This window comes from Streptomyces sp. NPDC046985 (assembly GCF_040644415.1).
Classification (GTDB): Bacteria; Actinomycetota; Actinomycetes; order Streptomycetales; family Streptomycetaceae; genus Streptomyces.
Genome location: NZ_JBEYWK010000037.1, coordinates 1 through 16,000, shown reverse-complemented (window position 1 = coordinate 16,000; position 16,000 = coordinate 1). Strand labels below are relative to the sequence as shown.

The 16,000-nt window shown below is 67.9% G+C and carries 9 protein-coding genes; 7 read left to right on the top strand and 2 right to left on the bottom strand.

Annotated features, from left to right (window positions below):
* Positions 1-575: 575 nt before the first annotated feature.
* Both ABZ861_RS30705 and proS read right to left on the bottom strand, forming a co-directional pair.
* Positions 576-974 carry a transposase gene (locus ABZ861_RS30705; RefSeq protein ID WP_361637066.1) on the bottom strand — a complete coding sequence of 133 codons (399 nt, stop codon included), beginning with the start codon at positions 972-974 and terminating at the stop codon, positions 576-578.
* 324 nt (positions 975-1,298) lie between these two features.
* A complete protein-coding gene (proS, locus tag ABZ861_RS30700) occupies positions 1,299-2,741 on the bottom strand; it encodes a proline--tRNA ligase (RefSeq protein WP_361637063.1) in 1,443 nt (480 codons plus the stop codon).
* 494 nt (positions 2,742-3,235) lie between these two features.
* Between proS and ABZ861_RS30695 the strand changes: the two genes are divergently transcribed.
* From ABZ861_RS30695 to ABZ861_RS30665, 7 genes are all read left to right on the top strand, one after another.
* A complete protein-coding gene (locus tag ABZ861_RS30695; RefSeq protein WP_361637061.1) occupies positions 3,236-6,472 on the top strand; it encodes a beta-ketoacyl synthase N-terminal-like domain-containing protein in 3,237 nt (1,078 codons plus the stop codon).
* A 46-nt stretch (positions 6,473-6,518) separates the two neighbouring features.
* Positions 6,519-10,574 (top strand): SDR family NAD(P)-dependent oxidoreductase, encoded by a 4,056-nt coding sequence (locus tag ABZ861_RS30690; protein ID WP_361637058.1) that lies wholly within the window; start codon positions 6,519-6,521, stop codon positions 10,572-10,574.
* Positions 10,571-11,632, top strand: coding sequence for a peptidogalycan biosysnthesis protein (locus ABZ861_RS30685; RefSeq protein ID WP_361637056.1), 1,062 nt, complete (start codon positions 10,571-10,573; stop codon positions 11,630-11,632). The genes ABZ861_RS30690 and ABZ861_RS30685 overlap by 4 nt, the downstream gene beginning before the upstream one ends.
* Before the next feature lie 8 nt (positions 11,633-11,640).
* Entirely contained in the window at positions 11,641-12,438 is a 798-nt protein-coding gene (locus ABZ861_RS30680; protein ID WP_361637100.1) for an alpha/beta fold hydrolase, read from the top strand.
* The gene (locus ABZ861_RS30675) at positions 12,435-13,565 is read left to right on the top strand and encodes a peptidogalycan biosysnthesis protein (protein ID WP_361637053.1); all 1,131 of its coding nucleotides are present in this window, start codon (positions 12,435-12,437) and stop codon (positions 13,563-13,565) included. Before ABZ861_RS30680 ends, ABZ861_RS30675 begins: the two co-directional genes overlap by 4 nt.
* Complete coding sequence (locus ABZ861_RS30670) at positions 13,562-14,848, top strand: MFS transporter (protein WP_361637050.1); 1,287 nt, start codon at positions 13,562-13,564, stop codon at positions 14,846-14,848. The genes ABZ861_RS30675 and ABZ861_RS30670 overlap by 4 nt, the downstream gene beginning before the upstream one ends.
* 567 nt (positions 14,849-15,415) lie before the next feature.
* Complete coding sequence (locus ABZ861_RS30665; RefSeq protein WP_361637047.1) at positions 15,416-15,865, top strand: spore-associated protein; 450 nt, start codon at positions 15,416-15,418, stop codon at positions 15,863-15,865.
* The last annotated feature ends 135 nt before the right edge of the window (positions 15,866-16,000 follow it).

Below are 16,000 nucleotides of genomic sequence, written 5' to 3'. Positions count from 1 at the left end.
CTGCGGAGTCTTCCAAGGCGCTCGCGCTGGCGCGCTCCAGAAGGAGCCGACGGACGACGCGGCTCCGGCCATCGAGGCCGGACTCGAGGAGCCGCCATGCCTGTGCCGCTGCCTCCAGTGCGTTGCGCACCAGAGCCTCGACGGACATCGCGGACGGTGAGATGGGCGGTGATCGAGGGAGCAGCGTGCAGAGGACCCCCTTGTCCGCGGTCTGACCGTGGCCGCTGGACAAGGGGTCGCGGCCGGCTTCGCGGTCGGGCCGACCACGCTGGATAAGGGGGCCGGGTTTGGCCCTTGCGGCCCCGATTAATCCGGTTCGAGTGAGAGGGAGAGTTTTCCCCGCTCCGCCGACGGGCCTGCCCGCGCCAACCATGCGGGAACGGCATCTGCGGGGAAGTCCGTCTGGTCACAGACATCCGAGCTCCGCCATCCACCCTGCCGGCCTGCCCGTCAGCACCTCCGAGGACGAGGTGTTGAGACAACCGGTTAATCCGCCATCGCTGCCCCGGTCGGAGTGAAAGATGCCCTCGTGGCGAATTTGCGGTTGCGGGCCGCATTCTTGATCACCCGGGATATCAGCGGCGCCTGGCAGTGGTCGTCCACGGCGTATCCGACGACTTCTTTGGTGCAGCAGCCGATGAGGTCGCCAAATAGAGCCAGCCTTCACCAGTAGGGACATACGTTGTGTCCCCGACCAGCTTCTCTCCGGGATTTTCCGCGGTGAAGTGACGACCGACAAGGTCGGGCACGGGGAACGGCAGGCCGGCCTTGGCCAGGCTGAACCGCTTCGACTTGGGCCGGCAGGGCGCCAGGCCGAGCTCATCGGCCGAAGGTTCCTGCTGGCTCTCATGCTTCTTCACCCAGCCGCGAAGAGTCTCCGGATTGAGGTCAAGCTCCCGAGCCACCTCGGTGACGGTCTTGCTCGACCTCAACGCGATCTGGACGGCTTCCTCGCGGAACTCCGACGAGTTCACAGTGTTCAGCCCAGCACGCCCGAGCCCGCCCACCGGCCGAGATACCGCAAGTCCACACGTTCAGGTGACGACGCCAACTCGCATACTGTCCTCCATCAGGAAGACGCCGACTGGTGGCCCCCGTCCACTCCTTCCTCTGGTGCCGGGGACCACCCCGCAGTGGGCGGCGCCGAACAGCGCAGAAGGCCCGGGCGGGGGCAGACGTCAAGAATCCGGCGCGACTCTGTTCGCGCCCGGTCGGCCACCGCGCCGTCGTCTGCCCGTCTCCTCGTCGGCGAGGATGACGCGCGCCTCCGGCAGGCTGCCGTACGCGCCGGCGGGAAGTCAGTAGGAGCGGCCGAACAGGACGCGCTTGCCGTACGCGGACGGCGCTTTGCAGCACACGCAGTTACCGGATTCGGCCGGTCCGTCCGCCGGGATGCAGCGCGGTGTCGCGGCGGTCGCAGCCTTGATCTCGTCCTCACACGCGGGCTGTCCACAGTGCAGGGTCCGGGCCCAGCCGGTGGCAACCGCCTCGGTGAACTCGGACCAACTATCGACGGTCGTCGTCGCGCTCTCCCGGAAGTCCATCGCCCGTTGGAGCAGATACTGCTGGAAGTCCTCCAGCGCATCGGCCAGGGTCTCCGGTGCATCGGCCAGGGTGATCGCCGTCTTGCCCTCGTCGCCGAGGCGCTTGGCCATCAGCGCGGTACCGGCGGCCAAGTCGCGAGGGCCGATCTCCAACCGGATCGGGACGCCGCGCAGCTCCCAGTCGTTGAACTTGAACCCCGGCGAGACCTGGGGACGGTCGTCGACGTGGACCCGGATCCCGGCCGCCTTCAGGCGGGTAGCCAACTCGCGCACCGCCTCCAGCACGTCGTCAGTTTGCTCGCCGCGGGCAATAGGCACGATCACCACCTGGTACGGTGCGAGCTTCGGCGGCAGCACCAACCCCTTGTCGTCCCCGTGCGTCATGATGACCCCGCCGATCATGCGGGTGGACATACCCCACGACGTGGTGTGGCACAGCCGCAGTACCCCGGCGTCGTCCGAGTACTGGATATCGAAGGCCTTCGCGAAGTTCGTGCCGAGGTAGTGGGACGTCCCGGCCTGCAGCGCCTTGCCGTCGCGCATCATGCCCTCGATCGAGAACGTCTTCACCGCGCCGGCGAACCGCTCGCCCGGAGTCTTCTCTCCGGGCACGACAGGGATCGCTGCGATGTCCCGGGCCATCTCGGTGTAGACGTCGAGCATCTGCAGCGTCTCGCGCATCGCGTCAGCCTCGTCGGCGTGCGCGGTGTGGCCTTCCTGCCACAGGAACTCGGTGGTGCGCAAGAACATGCGGGGACGCAGCTCCCAGCGCACGACGTTCGCCCACTGGTTCAGCAGCAGCGGCAGGTCCCGGTACGACGAGACCCACTTGGCCATCATCTCGCCGATGACGGTCTCGGAAGTCGGCCGCACGACCAGCGACTCCTCCAACTCCTTGCCGCCGGCGTGGGTGACCACGGCCAGCTCGGGAGAGAAGCCCTCGACGTGCTCGGCCTCGCGCTTGAGGTAGGACTCCGGGATGAACAGCGGGAAGTAGGCGTTCTCGTGACCGGTGTCCTTGATCCGCCGGTCCAGCTCAGCCTGGAGCAACTCCCAGACCCGGTAGCCATACGGTCGGATGACCATGGTGCCCTTCGCCGGGCCGCGCTCGACCAACTGGGCCTTGGTGACCAACTCGTTGTACCAGGAGGAGAAGTCCTCGCTTTGCGGGGTGACCCCGCGCTCGCCCCTTGCCATGAGGCAAGACTACCGACCCCGCGCCCCGGCTTGATGCCTGGCGACTGCGCGGTCAAGAGTGCGCCGGCTGCAATGGCCTGACAGAAAAGCCTGAATATTTTGCAATAAACGTGCCACTTGCAATTCGGGCAAAATCAGACGTACTGCGCTTGGTCGACCTGCATGTTCGCACCTATCACGCGCCGGGTGACCAGGGGCCTCAGCAGTGCGATGGAGTGGCGGTACTGAACTGAAGCGCGAGGACGGATGTCCGAGCATTGAGGACGGGGCGCCGCGACGGACTGCGTTGGGAGCTGGCGGCGATATCTCGACACCGGGTGGGCGTCGCTGCCTCCCAAGCGGGTGTGACGGAATCCACAACGGCCTTGCGAGTTGTGATCTTCGTGGGTTAGAACTAGTTGATCATCTGGTTTATCTCCGGCACGACAGCGCTCATACCTCATCCGCGCTCGAAGGATGGGGCTACTTCAACCGAGACGGAGGAATTTCATGGGGTGGGCACGGGCATTCGTGATTTTGCCAATCAGCACCCTGACGAAATTGCGATCGAATCAGGCGCTGCAGTGGTCAGCTACGGCGCGCTGTACGAGCGCATCCGGACGGTTTCCTCGTTCCTCGGGGAAGCTGGCGTCCAGCGCGATGACGTCGTCGCAATCCCTGCGACGGTGGATGACGCGTACATCACCAACCTGATGGCCACCCTCATGGCGGGCGCGACGGCGCTGCCGTTCGACCCGAGCCATCCGGCCGAGCGGATCACGGTGATGCTCCAGGACTCGGGTTGCCAGTACGTCGTCGACGACGCCGGGCTCGCCGACTCGCTGGGCCTGTGTTGCGTCACGTCCGTTGGCGACCTCCCTCCCGTCGATCTCGAGCTCGGGGATGCCGTATCCGAAGCGGCCTATGTCCTATTCACGTCGGGTTCGACCGGGCGGCCGAAGGGCGTCCGGTTCGCTGCAGAGGGTCTGGAGTCGCTGGTGCGGTGGGAACTGACCCGTGGCGGCGGGCGTCGCCGACGGGTGGCCCACTTCGCCCCAGAGACGTTTGACGTCTCGTTCCAGGAGATCATTCCCTGTCTGGCCTCCGGCGGGCGGCTGGTGGTCGTTCCGAGCGAAGTCCGGCCGGATCCGCAGCGCTTGTGGGAGCTGCTGAAGGCCGCTCAGGTCGAGCGGCTCTACCTGCCGACGGCCTACCTGATGCATGTCGCCGAGGCGGCGTCGGTGAGTTCGCCGTGCGCATCGCTGCAGGCGGTGATCGTGGCTGGGGAACAGCTCGTCATCCGCCCGAGCATGAGGCGGATGTTCGCGCAGCACCCATGGTGCAGGCTTGTCAACGACTACGGTCCGACCGAGACACATGTGGTCACAAGTTTGACGTTGGGACGGGATCCGCAGGCGTGGCCGGATCTGCCGCCTATCGGAGAGGCCGTCCCGGACGTCAAACTGAGCATCGCCGACGGCGCCGCGGCCGATACCGGGCAGCTCGTCGTACACGGCCGGCGCGTCGCACTGGGATATTGCAGCGCCACGCCCGACGACAGCACCAGGTTCTCGGTGGACGCGCAGGGACATCGGACATACCGCACGGGTGATGTCGTTCGGCGCGAGGGCAATGGCTTCGCCTACCTCGGACGAGCGGACAACCAAGTAAAGGTCAGCGGTTACCGGGTCGACCCCGGTGAGATCGAGTCCGGTCTCCTGGCCATCCCGGGAATCCACAATGCTGCGGTGGTCAAGACCGCCGGGAACTCGCAGACGCTCAGCGCCTTCATCGTGCCCGCCGATGGTGCCGAGAACCACGACGATCTCGTGCAGAGGTGCGTCTCGTCACTCAACGCGAAGCTGCCCGCGCATATGGTCCCGGGCAGATGGGCGGCCGTTGACGAGTTGCCCATGACGGCGCACGGGAAGGTTGACCGCAAGGAGCTGGGGTGGCGGCGAACGAGTCGCCCGCTCCCGCCGCACACCTATGAGCCGCCGGCGGGCGAAGCCGAATGCGGGCTGGCCGAGGTCTGGGCCGACGAGTTGATGATCGATCGTGTCGGCGCCACCGACAAGTTCGCAGACCTCGGAGGTACTTCCCTGGCCGTCCTGTCCATCCTGACGGCCCTGCGGAAGGCCGGGCGCTCGGTCACCACCGGCGACCTCTTCAGCTCGCCGACCGTGCGGGAGCTGGCACGCCGGATGTCGGAGGGGCTCACCCCCCCGGCCGCGGACCCTGAGGCGCGACGCCGTTCGAACGGGGACGGCGGCGAGGCGGTGGCCGTCGTCGGCCTGGCCTGCCGGTTCCCCGGGTCAGGCAACTATGTTGAGTTCTGGGAGTCGTTGACAGCGGGGAAGGACCACCTCCTGCAGCGCGGGGTGGCTGCGGACGGATGGGTCCGCAGCGGTGGGCAAGTCGAGGGGATAGACCGCTTCGCCGCCGAGGCGTTCGGGTTCAGTCCCCGCGAGGTCCGCCTTCTGGACCCGCAGCACCGGCTGTTCCTCGAGGAATGCTGGTCGGCGCTGGACGATGCCGGGATCGAGTGGCGCAAGCTGAGCGACCGGGTGGGGGTGTTCGCGGGGTGCGGCCCGAGCGGCCACCTGCGGAACAACCTGGCGAGCCGCAGCGAGGACCCCGCCACGCCGCTGGCAACCGCGGACGACCTCCACCTCCTGATGTACACCGACAAGGACTACCTGCCGACGCACGTCGCCCACAGATTCGACTTCACCGGGCCGAGCGTCAACGTCAACGCAGCGTGCGCGACCGCCCTGTACGCGGTGCACGGGGCCGTGGCGGCCTTGGGACGCGGGGAGTGCGACCTCGCCGTCGCGGGGGCAGCCAACATCACGCTCCCGAGGATCGGCGAGTACAAGTACGAGCCGGGGATGATGTTCTCCGAGGACGGCGTGGTCCGCCCCTTCGACGCCAACGCGACCGGAACGGTGTTCAGCGAGGGTGTGGCGGCTGTCGTCCTCAAGCCGTTGTCACGGGCCGAGCAGGACGGCGACCGGATTTACGGCGTCATCGAAGGCTCGGCGATCGGCAACGACGGCGGCCGTAAGGCCGGATTCAGCTCGCCGAGCAGCCGTGGGCAGGCCGAGGTCATCCGCGCGGCCCTCGACGACGCGGGCGTGGAGCCGGAGACGGTCTCCTTCGTCGAGGCCCACGGCACCGGGACCGAAGCCGGGGACCCGATCGAGATCGAGGGCCTGGCGCGTGCCTACCGCCTGGCATCGCGAGCCGAACCGCTGACGGTCACCTCCATAAAGGGCAACATCGGCCATCTCGGCTGGGCAGCGGGGATGGCTGGCTTCATCAAGACCGTCCTCGCGCTTTACCACCAGGCGATCCCCGGCACGGCCAACTTCGAATCGCTCAACCCGCTGATCGACCCCTCGCTGGTTCACGTCCAGAAAGCGACGGCACCGTGGGGCCGGCAGCCGGGCTCGGTGCGGCGGGCAGGAGTTAGCGCCATCGGGCTGGGAGGTTCCAACGCGCACGTCATCCTGCGCGAAGCAACGGGTGCCCGCACGCCAGCCATCGACGACGGCCCCGCGAGCGGGGGCGAGGTGCTCATACCGGTCTCCCACGCCGATGACAAGAGCCTTCGCGCCTACTGCTCGGCGCTCTCCGACCACGTGGCACGGCGTGGGGTGACACCTGCGCAGCTGCGCCGGTCGATCATCGCCAAGCCTCAGCGGGGGGAGGGGGGCACGCGCCGGGATCGTCGCGAGGTCCAACGATGACCTGGTCCGGCGCCTGGCCGCCTCTGCTGAGCGGTCCTCCCGCGCGGTGCCGCCGAACGGGGCGACGCTCGGCGTCCTCTTTACTGGTCAAGGGGCTGACTACCGCCGCATGGGTGAGGGCCTCATGGCATCCGATCCCGTCTTCCGGTCGGTGATGGGCGAGTTCGACGCTGTCTGCGACGACGCCGGGTTCGCCCGGGTGACCGACGTACTCTACGGCGCAGGTGAGCGCGGCACCGGACTCGGCGAGCTCAACGTGGCGCAGCCGGCGACCTTCGCCGTGGAAGTCGCCCTCGCAGAGGCCATCCGGGCCAACGGCTTCACGTTCGACGTGGTCATGGGGCACTCGCTCGGTGAGTACGCGGCCGCGACCGTAGCCGGAGTCTTCGACCGGGCCGATGCGCTGCGGCTGGTCCTGGAGCGGGGACGACTCATCGCGAGCCTGCCGGCCACCGGGACGATGGTCGCCGCGTTCGGACGCGAGGAGACGATACGCACGTTGGTGTCCCGGCTCGACGCACCCGTGGAGGTGGCGGCGGTCAACGGTCCTGAGGAAGTGGTGCTGTCCGGACTCCGGCCGGCCGTCGCGGCTGCTGCTCAGGTATTGGAGACCCACGGCATCGCGGTCAAGCCGCTGCGCGTCAGCCGCGCGGGCCACTGCCGTCTTATGCTGCCTATCGCTGAGGCGCTGCGGGCGCATCTGAACGCGACACCGATGAGCCGGCCGCAGGTCCCGGTCATCAGCAACGTCACGGGCGCCCTGATCGACGATGCCTCTATCAGCACGCCGAACTACTGGGTCCAGCACCTGCTCGCCACCGTGGAGTTCCACAAGGGCCTCAAGGCGCTGGCCGGATACGGGGCCAACGTCCTGCTCGAGGTCGGGCCGAAGCCGGTCCTGCTGGGCCTGGCAGCCGGCGTGGAGGAACTGGCCGAGGTCTCGCTCGTCCCGACCCTGGCCCCGACAGCCGACGACGTCGAGCGGTTCGACGAGGCACTGGCACGGCTCTTCGAGAGCGGATGCGACCTCCTCGCCGACGTTCGGACCGGACCGCCGCCGGTGGAGTTGCCGCCCAGGAAACTGGTTGGCGAGCCGGCGTGGGTCGGAGCCCAGCCGGAGGCTCGCAGGACCGGGCACGCCGGGGGGGACGGGCACCTGGCACTGCGCTGGGAGCCGTGGAACCCTCCCCAGGGCGGGTCAGCATCGTTCGAGGGCTTCGTCGTGCTCGGGGAGTCCGAGGAGACTCGCGAGATCCGGTCTGCGTTGTCCCACGCTGGCCTGGCCGACCTGACCGGCGGGGGAAGGCAAGCCGGACCGGCGTCGGCGACGTCGAGGAGCGTGCTGTTCGTCGACGCACGGCTGGATGCTCGCCTTGACGCCGAGGCGGCGGTCGCCGACCTGGTGCGCCCGACGCTTCGCACGGTCGGGCTGATCAATGACCTCAACGATGCGCAGGCGGGCTCCCAGCTCTGGTTCGTCACACGAGGGCAGACAGGCAGCGATATCGCCCGAAGCTGCGTGCGCACGGCCCAGCTGGAATACCCGGACGTGATCGTCGGCGCCATCGAGATCGACGCCCCGTCGGACGCGGCCCACACGGCGGGGGCCATCCTCGCGGGCGGGGCATCCGAACGCATCCTCGCCGTGCGATCCGGCCAGGCCTCGGTACCGAGGCTGGTAGAGGCGGACACCCATGCCAACGCCGAGGCGCCGGCTTTGACAGGCCGCTCCGCGCTCGTCACGGGCGGACTGGCGGGGCTTGGGCTGCTGACCGCCGAGCTGCTTGCGGCCCGGGGCTGCAAGGAACTGCACCTGTGCGGCCGCTCGGGACCTTCGGCGGACGCGCGGAAGCGGATCTCCGCGATGGAGGATGCCGGTGCGCGGGTCCATGTCCATCGGGGAGACGTCTCGGACGAGGCATTCGTCAAAGAGGTCTGCGAAGAACTACGAAGCCGGTCCGGATGCCCCGACTTGGTCGTTCACAGCGCAGGGGTGGTCTCCGACCGGTCGCTGGCCACGGTGGGGGAGCAAGACCTCCGAGACGTGCTGACTCCGAAGGTCGAGGGCGCCCGCCTTCTGGGCCGGGCATTCGCGAGCCGGGGCTGGGATCCCCGCGTCGTGCTGTACTCCTCGCTGACGGCGGTCGTGGGAAATCCCGGACAGGTCGCTCACTGCCTGGCCAACACGATCCTCGACTCGGCCGCTCGAAGGGCCACCGACGCCGGGAGCCTTTGGACCAGCGTCAATTGGGGCCCGTGGGCGGGCGTCGGCCACCTTGAGTCCTCGCCGCAGATCCTTCGCCGTCTGTCCCGGCTGGGCATGCGCGCCATCATGCCGGACGACCTGGCGCGGCACCTCGATGCGGCCCAGATCGCTGGGCGAGACCACCTCGTCGTGGCGCCGTTTGACTGGAAGGCGTTCGCCGCCCCCCGACCGGGTCATGCCTGCTCCATCCTCAGGCACCTGGCGGATGAACCAACTGCACCCGAGCCGAGTGCTCTGGGCACGCCGGACGGGCCGTTGTCGGTCGCGCGTGTCGTTGGTTCGGCTGTGGAGAAGGTGCTCGAGGCCGACGACCCGGATCCGGGCACCAGCCTTTTCGACCTGGGCCTTGACTCGCTGAGCGCCGTCCAACTGCGCAATGAGCTCCAACGAGGGCTCAACACCTCGCTGCCGGCGCGATATGTGTACGCGAACCCCAGCGTCGAGGCACTCATCGAGAGCCTGGCTGAGGAGGTCGGCGAGGAGTTCGCGGCGCAGGCCCTGCAAGCGGCTCGGCCCGCGGCGCCTGCGCCGTCGGACCAGGCAGCCGGCCGGTGCTACGACCCCAGCCCTCAGCAGCGGCGGTGGTTCCATCTGAACACCAAGGCAGGCTACGGCCAACGGGTTGTGCCGATCCTTCTGCGAGAGTCGTTCGACGAACAGAACCTGCGGGATCGCTTTGCAAGGGCGATCGCGGCATTGGAGATCCTGCACACCTACTATCCCGGCGGCAGGCCGACCCTGGTCACACCAGGAAACGCGGCGGCCTCCGCGTGGATGGGTGTCGCCGATCTCCGGGACCTCCCGGCTGCCGAGGCGACCCGCGCCGTCAGCGCAGAAGTCGCTGCCGTCCGCCAGGCGCTGCCGTCTCCCGGGGCGGACGTCCCCTGGCGCGTCCGGGTGGTCGTGACTCGCGAAGAGGTGCTGGCGCTGGTCGGCCTCCAGCACATCGAGTTCGACGGCGCGACCCTTGAGCTTTTCGCGCGATACCTCACCGATGACAGCGCAGCGGCGTCGGCGGCCGCGAACCCCGAACCGTACAGTCGCTACGCCGCACTGGCGTCCGCAGCCCCCGGCGACACGGACAGGGAGTTCTTCCAGGCCCTGTACTCCGGGCTCGCGCAGACCAGCACCTTGCCGAGGCACCCGGGGTTCACCGAGACCAGGGCGCTGCCGTCTCGCCTCCACGCCCCTGAGATGCCACTGCTGTCGTCATTCGACGCCGAAGACACCGGCGGGCGGGACCGTCTGTCCGCATTCGGGATCGTCCTGGCGAGCTACGCCCTACTGGCTGCCGAAGTGACCGACCGCCGGAGCGTCGTCATCTCAACGATCCGGAGCGGACGCACCGACCACGCGCACCGAGCATGCGGGGGGCCGTTCACCACGCCGTTCCCCGTGCCAATTCACACCGAGGGACGCTATGGGCGTGACCTGGTGCGGCACTGCCAGGAGCAGGTCTCGGAGATCATGGCCCGGACGGACTTCCCGGTGATCGAACTGCCCGAGTGCACCGCGACCTTCTCGGGATTCCCCGTGGACTCGTACTTCAGCGATTTCGGCATCAACTTCCAGAACTACACAAGGCACGGCTCGGACCGGTATGAGGTAGTCGAGGTCCTCGGACCGGTCGCCCACCCTGTGCTGCGGCCGGAAGACTTCTCGGAATTGCGAAGGATCCCCGGGCTCCATCTCGTCCTGGAGGACAGGGACGGAGACATCTGGCCTTACTACTGGTACCACACCGACCGCTTCGCACTGGATCTTGTGGCCCGGTGGGCGGCCCGGCACCGTCAGATCGCCTTCGATCTGATCAACTCCTTGCGTCAGGAGCGATGATGACGGCCCTGACATCGCAATGGCACCAGAGGCTGCCCGACTCCGCGCACACTCTGCTCGACCAATTGGCGCGCCTGTACGGATGTGACTATCGGCCGGCCATGGTCGGCGCCCGGCTGCACAGCCAGGAGGCCTGCTGCCTTGTCATCGAACGAGACAAACGCGTGGTCGGCCTGGTCGTGGCGCATCTGATCCGCACATCCTCCCAATCCGCGTCGGCGGCCCTGCGCGCTGTCACGCGTGGTTCGGGGGCGGCAGAGATCGACGATGCCCTGAACGGCTCAAGCGGAAGCGTCCTCGTGGTTCGGAACGCCCAGGAAAGCCGCGTGATGGTGGATCCGGCGCTGTCCGACGCCGACGAACGCAGGATCCTCGCACACGCGATCGACAGCATCGTCGAGCGCGCGAGAGAGTTCGGGGCCCGAAGGGCGTGCCTGACGAAGGTCGGCAGCGACCAGCGTGCGCTCACCTCGCACCTCATCGACGCCCGTTGGGCCCGCTACGAGTCCGGCGGTTCAGCCCATGTGGACCTGCGGTGCCTGCGAACGTTCGACGACTATCTGTCGACCCTGCCAGCGGCTCGCCGGCGGGAAGTGCTGCGCGAGATCCGCGTCTTCGAGAAAGCCGGCCTGCATCTGATGTCAGGTCCCGTCGACGACGCCGTCCTGCGCGAAGTCGCCAGCCTCGAGGCCAACCACCACGAGCGGTACGAGACGGGGTGGGACGCCGACCGGATCCTCACCAGGCGCCGGGAGTGGAGCGCCGCCCTGGGCGACTCCCTCCAACTGCTTTCGTGCATGCGCGACGACCGCAGGGTCGGCTCCCTCCTCTACGTCAGGGAGCAGGAACGTTGGGAAGCCCGTTCAGTCGGCTTCGACTACCCGGCGGTGGACAGGACGTTCGCGTACTTCAACATGGTGTTCTACTGGATGATCCGCGCAGCGCTCGAGGCACGGGCGCAAACAGTGGACTTCGGGCACGACGCGCTCCAGGCCAAAGTCGCCCGGGGAGCCCGCGTGATCCCCAGCAGCATGTTCGTCTCTGCGGTGATCAGGTGAACACGCGAATGGGCGCCTATCCGGCGGTGCGGCCATTGAGGCCGCGTAGGGCCGAGGCAGACAACGGGACATGGCTGCTGATATTCCCGCACGCGGGCGGATCACCGAGCGCGTATCGGCGCCTGGCGGCCGAAGTCTCGGGATGGTGCTCGACGTGGGCGGTTCACTACCCGGGACGCCAGGACCGCATCGGCATGAGGGCGCCGATGACCATGGACGAGTTGATCGACGACGTCACGGCAGGCGTGAACCTCCTCCAGCCGCCAAGGCATCTGCTCTTCCTCGGCCACAGCATGGGCGCCTACGTTGCCTACGAGACGGCGCTGCGCATGCAGGGCACGGCATGGGAACCGCAGTGCCTCATCGTCTCCGCAGCCCTGGCTCCGACGTCCCTGGCCCGCGCGGACCTCAGCACCACGAACAAGGCCATCATGTCGACGGCTCTCAAGGACCTGAGCGCCCTTCCCGAAGGGCTGAGCGCGACCGAGTTGCTGGCCCCGGTGAGATCGGATCTGGCCCTGCTGCGGGACTACTCGCGCGCAGCTACCGCCAGCCGGGTCCGTTGCCCGCTCCTCGCGGTGGTCGGTGACACCGACGCCCTCGTCGACGCTGCGGGTGCTGCCCCATGGCAGGAGCGGACGACGGCGCACGCACGGCACACGAGCCTACCCGGCGATCACTTCTACTTCCAGGAGGCCCCTGCGCGCCTGGCCAGGCTCCTGCGCGGGACGGCGGCGCTGACGGCCGACGCAGAGGTGATGGTGCACGAATACCCGCAGTACCCAGGACAAGGAGGACGTCGGTGAAGGTGCTCCGTCTTGATTCTGCGGCCGAAGCCGCCCGAGCAGGCTGGGACGACCTCGTAGAAGAGGGCGATCTCTACTACTCCGCAGCCTGGCTGGCCTACCTCGAGCAGCTCTACCCTGGGACGCAGCACCTGCTGATCGCCGTCGACAGCGACGGGGGGATCATCGCGGGCCTGACCTGCCACACGCTCCCCGGCGACGTCCGCCCCCTCAACGACCCACTGACAGTCCTCACGGACGGCTGCGGCATCGCATCCGACGCTGAGCGAAAGATCCGGGCACGCCTCGGGCCAGCGCTCCTGCTGGGTGGACGAAACGCCGGGACAGGCCGGATCCTGGTGGCCGACCATCGCGGCGCGACGAGTGCCGGCCTAGCGCTGCTGGCCGCTGCCGAGGACCTCGCCCGCGAGCTGGGATGCCGGTCGGTCGGCATCAACTACGCCCTGGACACAGACAACGCGACGAGAATGCTGTGCGCGGCGGCTGGCTACGCCGAGTACCGCAGCGGCGCCTACAGCCGCCAAGACCTCCGGGGCCATGCCGATGTCCCGCAATACCTGGCCTCCCTCAAAGGTTCGCACCGGAAGCAGGTGCGTGTGGACCGGGCCGGGCTGGACGGGTCCGGATGGACCTTCGGATTGGCCCGCCTCGAACCCGTTCACATCGGGGAGATCCTCGACCTCAACATGTCCAACCTGGAGAAGTACGGCGCGAAGTCCAGTCGCGACTCCCTGCGCCGCCTGCACGGACTGGCGCTGGACGTACTTCCCGATCGCCACGTCGTCTCCCTCGCCAGGAACCCCCACGGCCAACTCGGTGGCTTCGCGATCTTTACGCTCGCAGGGCGGAACATGTACGGACGGCAGGGAGGCTTCGACTACCACCTCATCGGAAACCTTCCCGTCTACTTCGAGACCGTCTTCTACTCGCCCATGGACTACGCCATACGGCATCGGTTGGATGCGATCCATCAGGCAGTGACCGGCGAGTCGACAAAATCACTCCGCGGGTTCACACAGATCCCCACTTGGGGATACATCCGGCCGTTGGCTGCCGCCCATGGCCTTCATCCGCTGTTTGAGTCACCACTCCCAGCCGGGCCGGTCGCTGGGATGACGGAATCATGAGCCATGCCGTCGGAACGCTAGCTCCGCTCCGCCACCGGAGCTTCGCCGTCTACTTCTGGGCACGCGCGTTCTCATCTCTTGGAACTGCCATGGCGGTGCCCGCGTTGGTCTTCGCATTGGCGGAGCGGAACGCGGGCAATGGGATCGCAGAGCAGTTCAGCGGTGTCGGCCTCGCCTTGGCCGGCCGCCAGTCAGGCCAGATCCTACTGACCTTGCTCGGCGGTGTGGTGGCCGACCGCTACAGCCCTCTTCGCATCCTCGCCGTCACGAACTCGGTCAACGGTCTCCTCCAGACGGCGCTGGGAGCGCTGCTTGTCGCCGGATCCCCACCGATGGTGCTGGTGGTCTCGTGGCAGTGGCTCGCCGGCGCGGTCACCGCCCTCTCGGTCCCCGCCGCTCAAGGGCTTCTGACAGGTCTCGTGCCAAAGCCGGAAATGCGACAGGCTCAGGCACTGCGGACCCTGTCTACGAACGTCGTGACGGTGATCGGCCCGGCACTGTGCGGCGTGGCCGTCGCCTGGATCAGGCCGGGATGGATCATGGTTGTCGACGGCGTGACATGGTTCGTCGCCGGGCTTGTTTTCACCCGGATCAGGACGGCTGGACCAGGACGGAACGTCACGCGCCGCGCCATCCTGGCAAAGGGGCTGAAGCTTTACGCCTCATCGCGCTGGCTGGTACTGGGAACCGGCGCGCTAATGGTCGTACAGGTGGCACGTGAGGGCGTGTGGCTAGTACTCGGACCGCCGATCGCTCTGCACACACCTTCGATCGGTGCACGCGGCTGGGGCTTCGCCTTGAGCGCCCAGGCCGTGGGGGCCGTGGCGATGGGCGTGCTTATCGCGAGGCTCAAGTTCGAACGCCCGCTGTTCGTGCCCATGCTGGCAGGTGCGGCCATGGGACTGCCACTGGCCTTCTTCCCCCTCATCGAAGACTGGAGAACCCTGGCGCTCACGTCTCTGCTCGCCGGCGCGGGACTCAACATCTCAACGACCTATTTCTTCGCCGCCATCTATGAATCGGTCGACGGAAATTTCATCGGGCGCGTCATGTCGATCTATGCAACCGCTATCGCCCTATTCGTCCCAGTCGTGCAAGTAATCATACCTTTCGTCGCGTCAGATCGAAGTTCAGGCCAATGTTCAGTCGCACTGGCAGGTGCGGCACTGATGCTGGCAACCGCCGGGTACGCCGCGACGATGGCCACAACGCGAACCGTCCAATCGGTCGAGTTGGAGGAACCTGAGCTCGCCCCTCAGCGAGCACGGACAGGCCAAGCGTGATCCGTGCTCGGATCTTGGACGGGGGCAGGGGAAACACGCCCGCCCCTTGGCACGCCACCCTCGTGAACTCGATCTGCTGCTCGACGCGCCATCCCCTACTTTCGCCGCGTGGGTCGGCAGGGGGACAGGTGAGTCGTCGCCGGCGGCAGCGGATTTCCGGACGAAAGAAGCCCGCCTGATCTCTGGCCAGATGAGCGTGCACTGTCCCACCTCACACTCGCCCCCCGGGGGGAGGCCAGGCCGCTGCTCGCGGAGCAGGACGACGCGGAGCCGGAGGTGGCCGTGAGATTGCCGGCCTTGTCGTGGCAGTACAGCCAGAACGCGTTCCTCGTCGAGCCCCCGCCACGAAGTCCTCGTCGACCGCCGTCCAGTACCGGACGCCGGACGGCAGCCCTCGTCAGGGCCGCCGACGGAACCAGTCGCGGCCCCGTCCAGGCTCGGGGCCGTTGTCCGGCTCCGGCGCCGCGGCGGCCTGCAGTCGCCGGGGTGCGGCGCACAACCTTCCCGGCGGGGAGCGAGTCTGACCTGTCGGGAGTAAGGAGCTCCTAGGACGACAAGGGGGAGAAAATGCGAATCAACCGTTCTGTCTTAGCCGGTACGGCCGTCGTGGCGCTGGCGTTCGGAGGCACGGCCGCGCTGGCGGGACCGGCGTCCGCGGCGCCGAACACCACCCCGCAGAAGGTGTGCGGCAGCGCCTACCGCACCGTCAACTCCGCGCCCATCGGCTCCCTCGGCACCGTGTACCTGACGTACGACTCCAGCAACGGCAAGAACTGCGTGACGACCATTCGCACCAACCCGGGCGCCAAGCAGGACATGGGCACGTGGATTTACGTGCCCGACACCGACGCCTACGGCGAGGACTACGGCGCCTACACCTCGTACGCCGGTCCGGCCTACGTCCCGGGCAAGGGCCACTGCGTGGACTGGGGCGGGCACATCGACAACGTCTTCGTCACCGTGTCCGGCTCCAACTGCGCCTCCCTCAAGGAGCACCGCGTCACCACCGTGCGCTGACCGCCGCGTCACGGCACACCCGGCCGGCCCGCCCCCGTGAGGCGGACTCGCCGACGCCTGGCTCGCCCACGACCGCCCCATCGCCTCCCCGTGCGACGACTCCGTGCTGCGGGTGCGCCCCGACGGCACCGAGCA

What these genes read in the sequence shown, in the direction of transcription:
- ABZ861_RS30680 (WP_361637100.1), top strand. Translation starts at nt 11,641, where the DNA reads ATGGGCGCCTATCCGGCGGTGCGGCCATTGAGGCCGCGTAGGGCCGAG.
- ABZ861_RS30665 (WP_361637047.1), top strand. Translation starts at nt 15,416, where the DNA reads ATGCGAATCAACCGTTCTGTCTTAGCCGGTACGGCCGTCGTGGCGCTG.
- proS (WP_361637063.1), bottom strand. Translation starts at nt 2,741, where the DNA reads ATGGCAAGGGGCGAGCGCGGGGTCACCCCGCAAAGCGAGGACTTCTCC.
- ABZ861_RS30670 (WP_361637050.1), top strand. Translation starts at nt 13,562, where the DNA reads ATGAGCCATGCCGTCGGAACGCTAGCTCCGCTCCGCCACCGGAGCTTC.
- ABZ861_RS30685 (WP_361637056.1), top strand. Translation starts at nt 10,571, where the DNA reads ATGATGACGGCCCTGACATCGCAATGGCACCAGAGGCTGCCCGACTCC.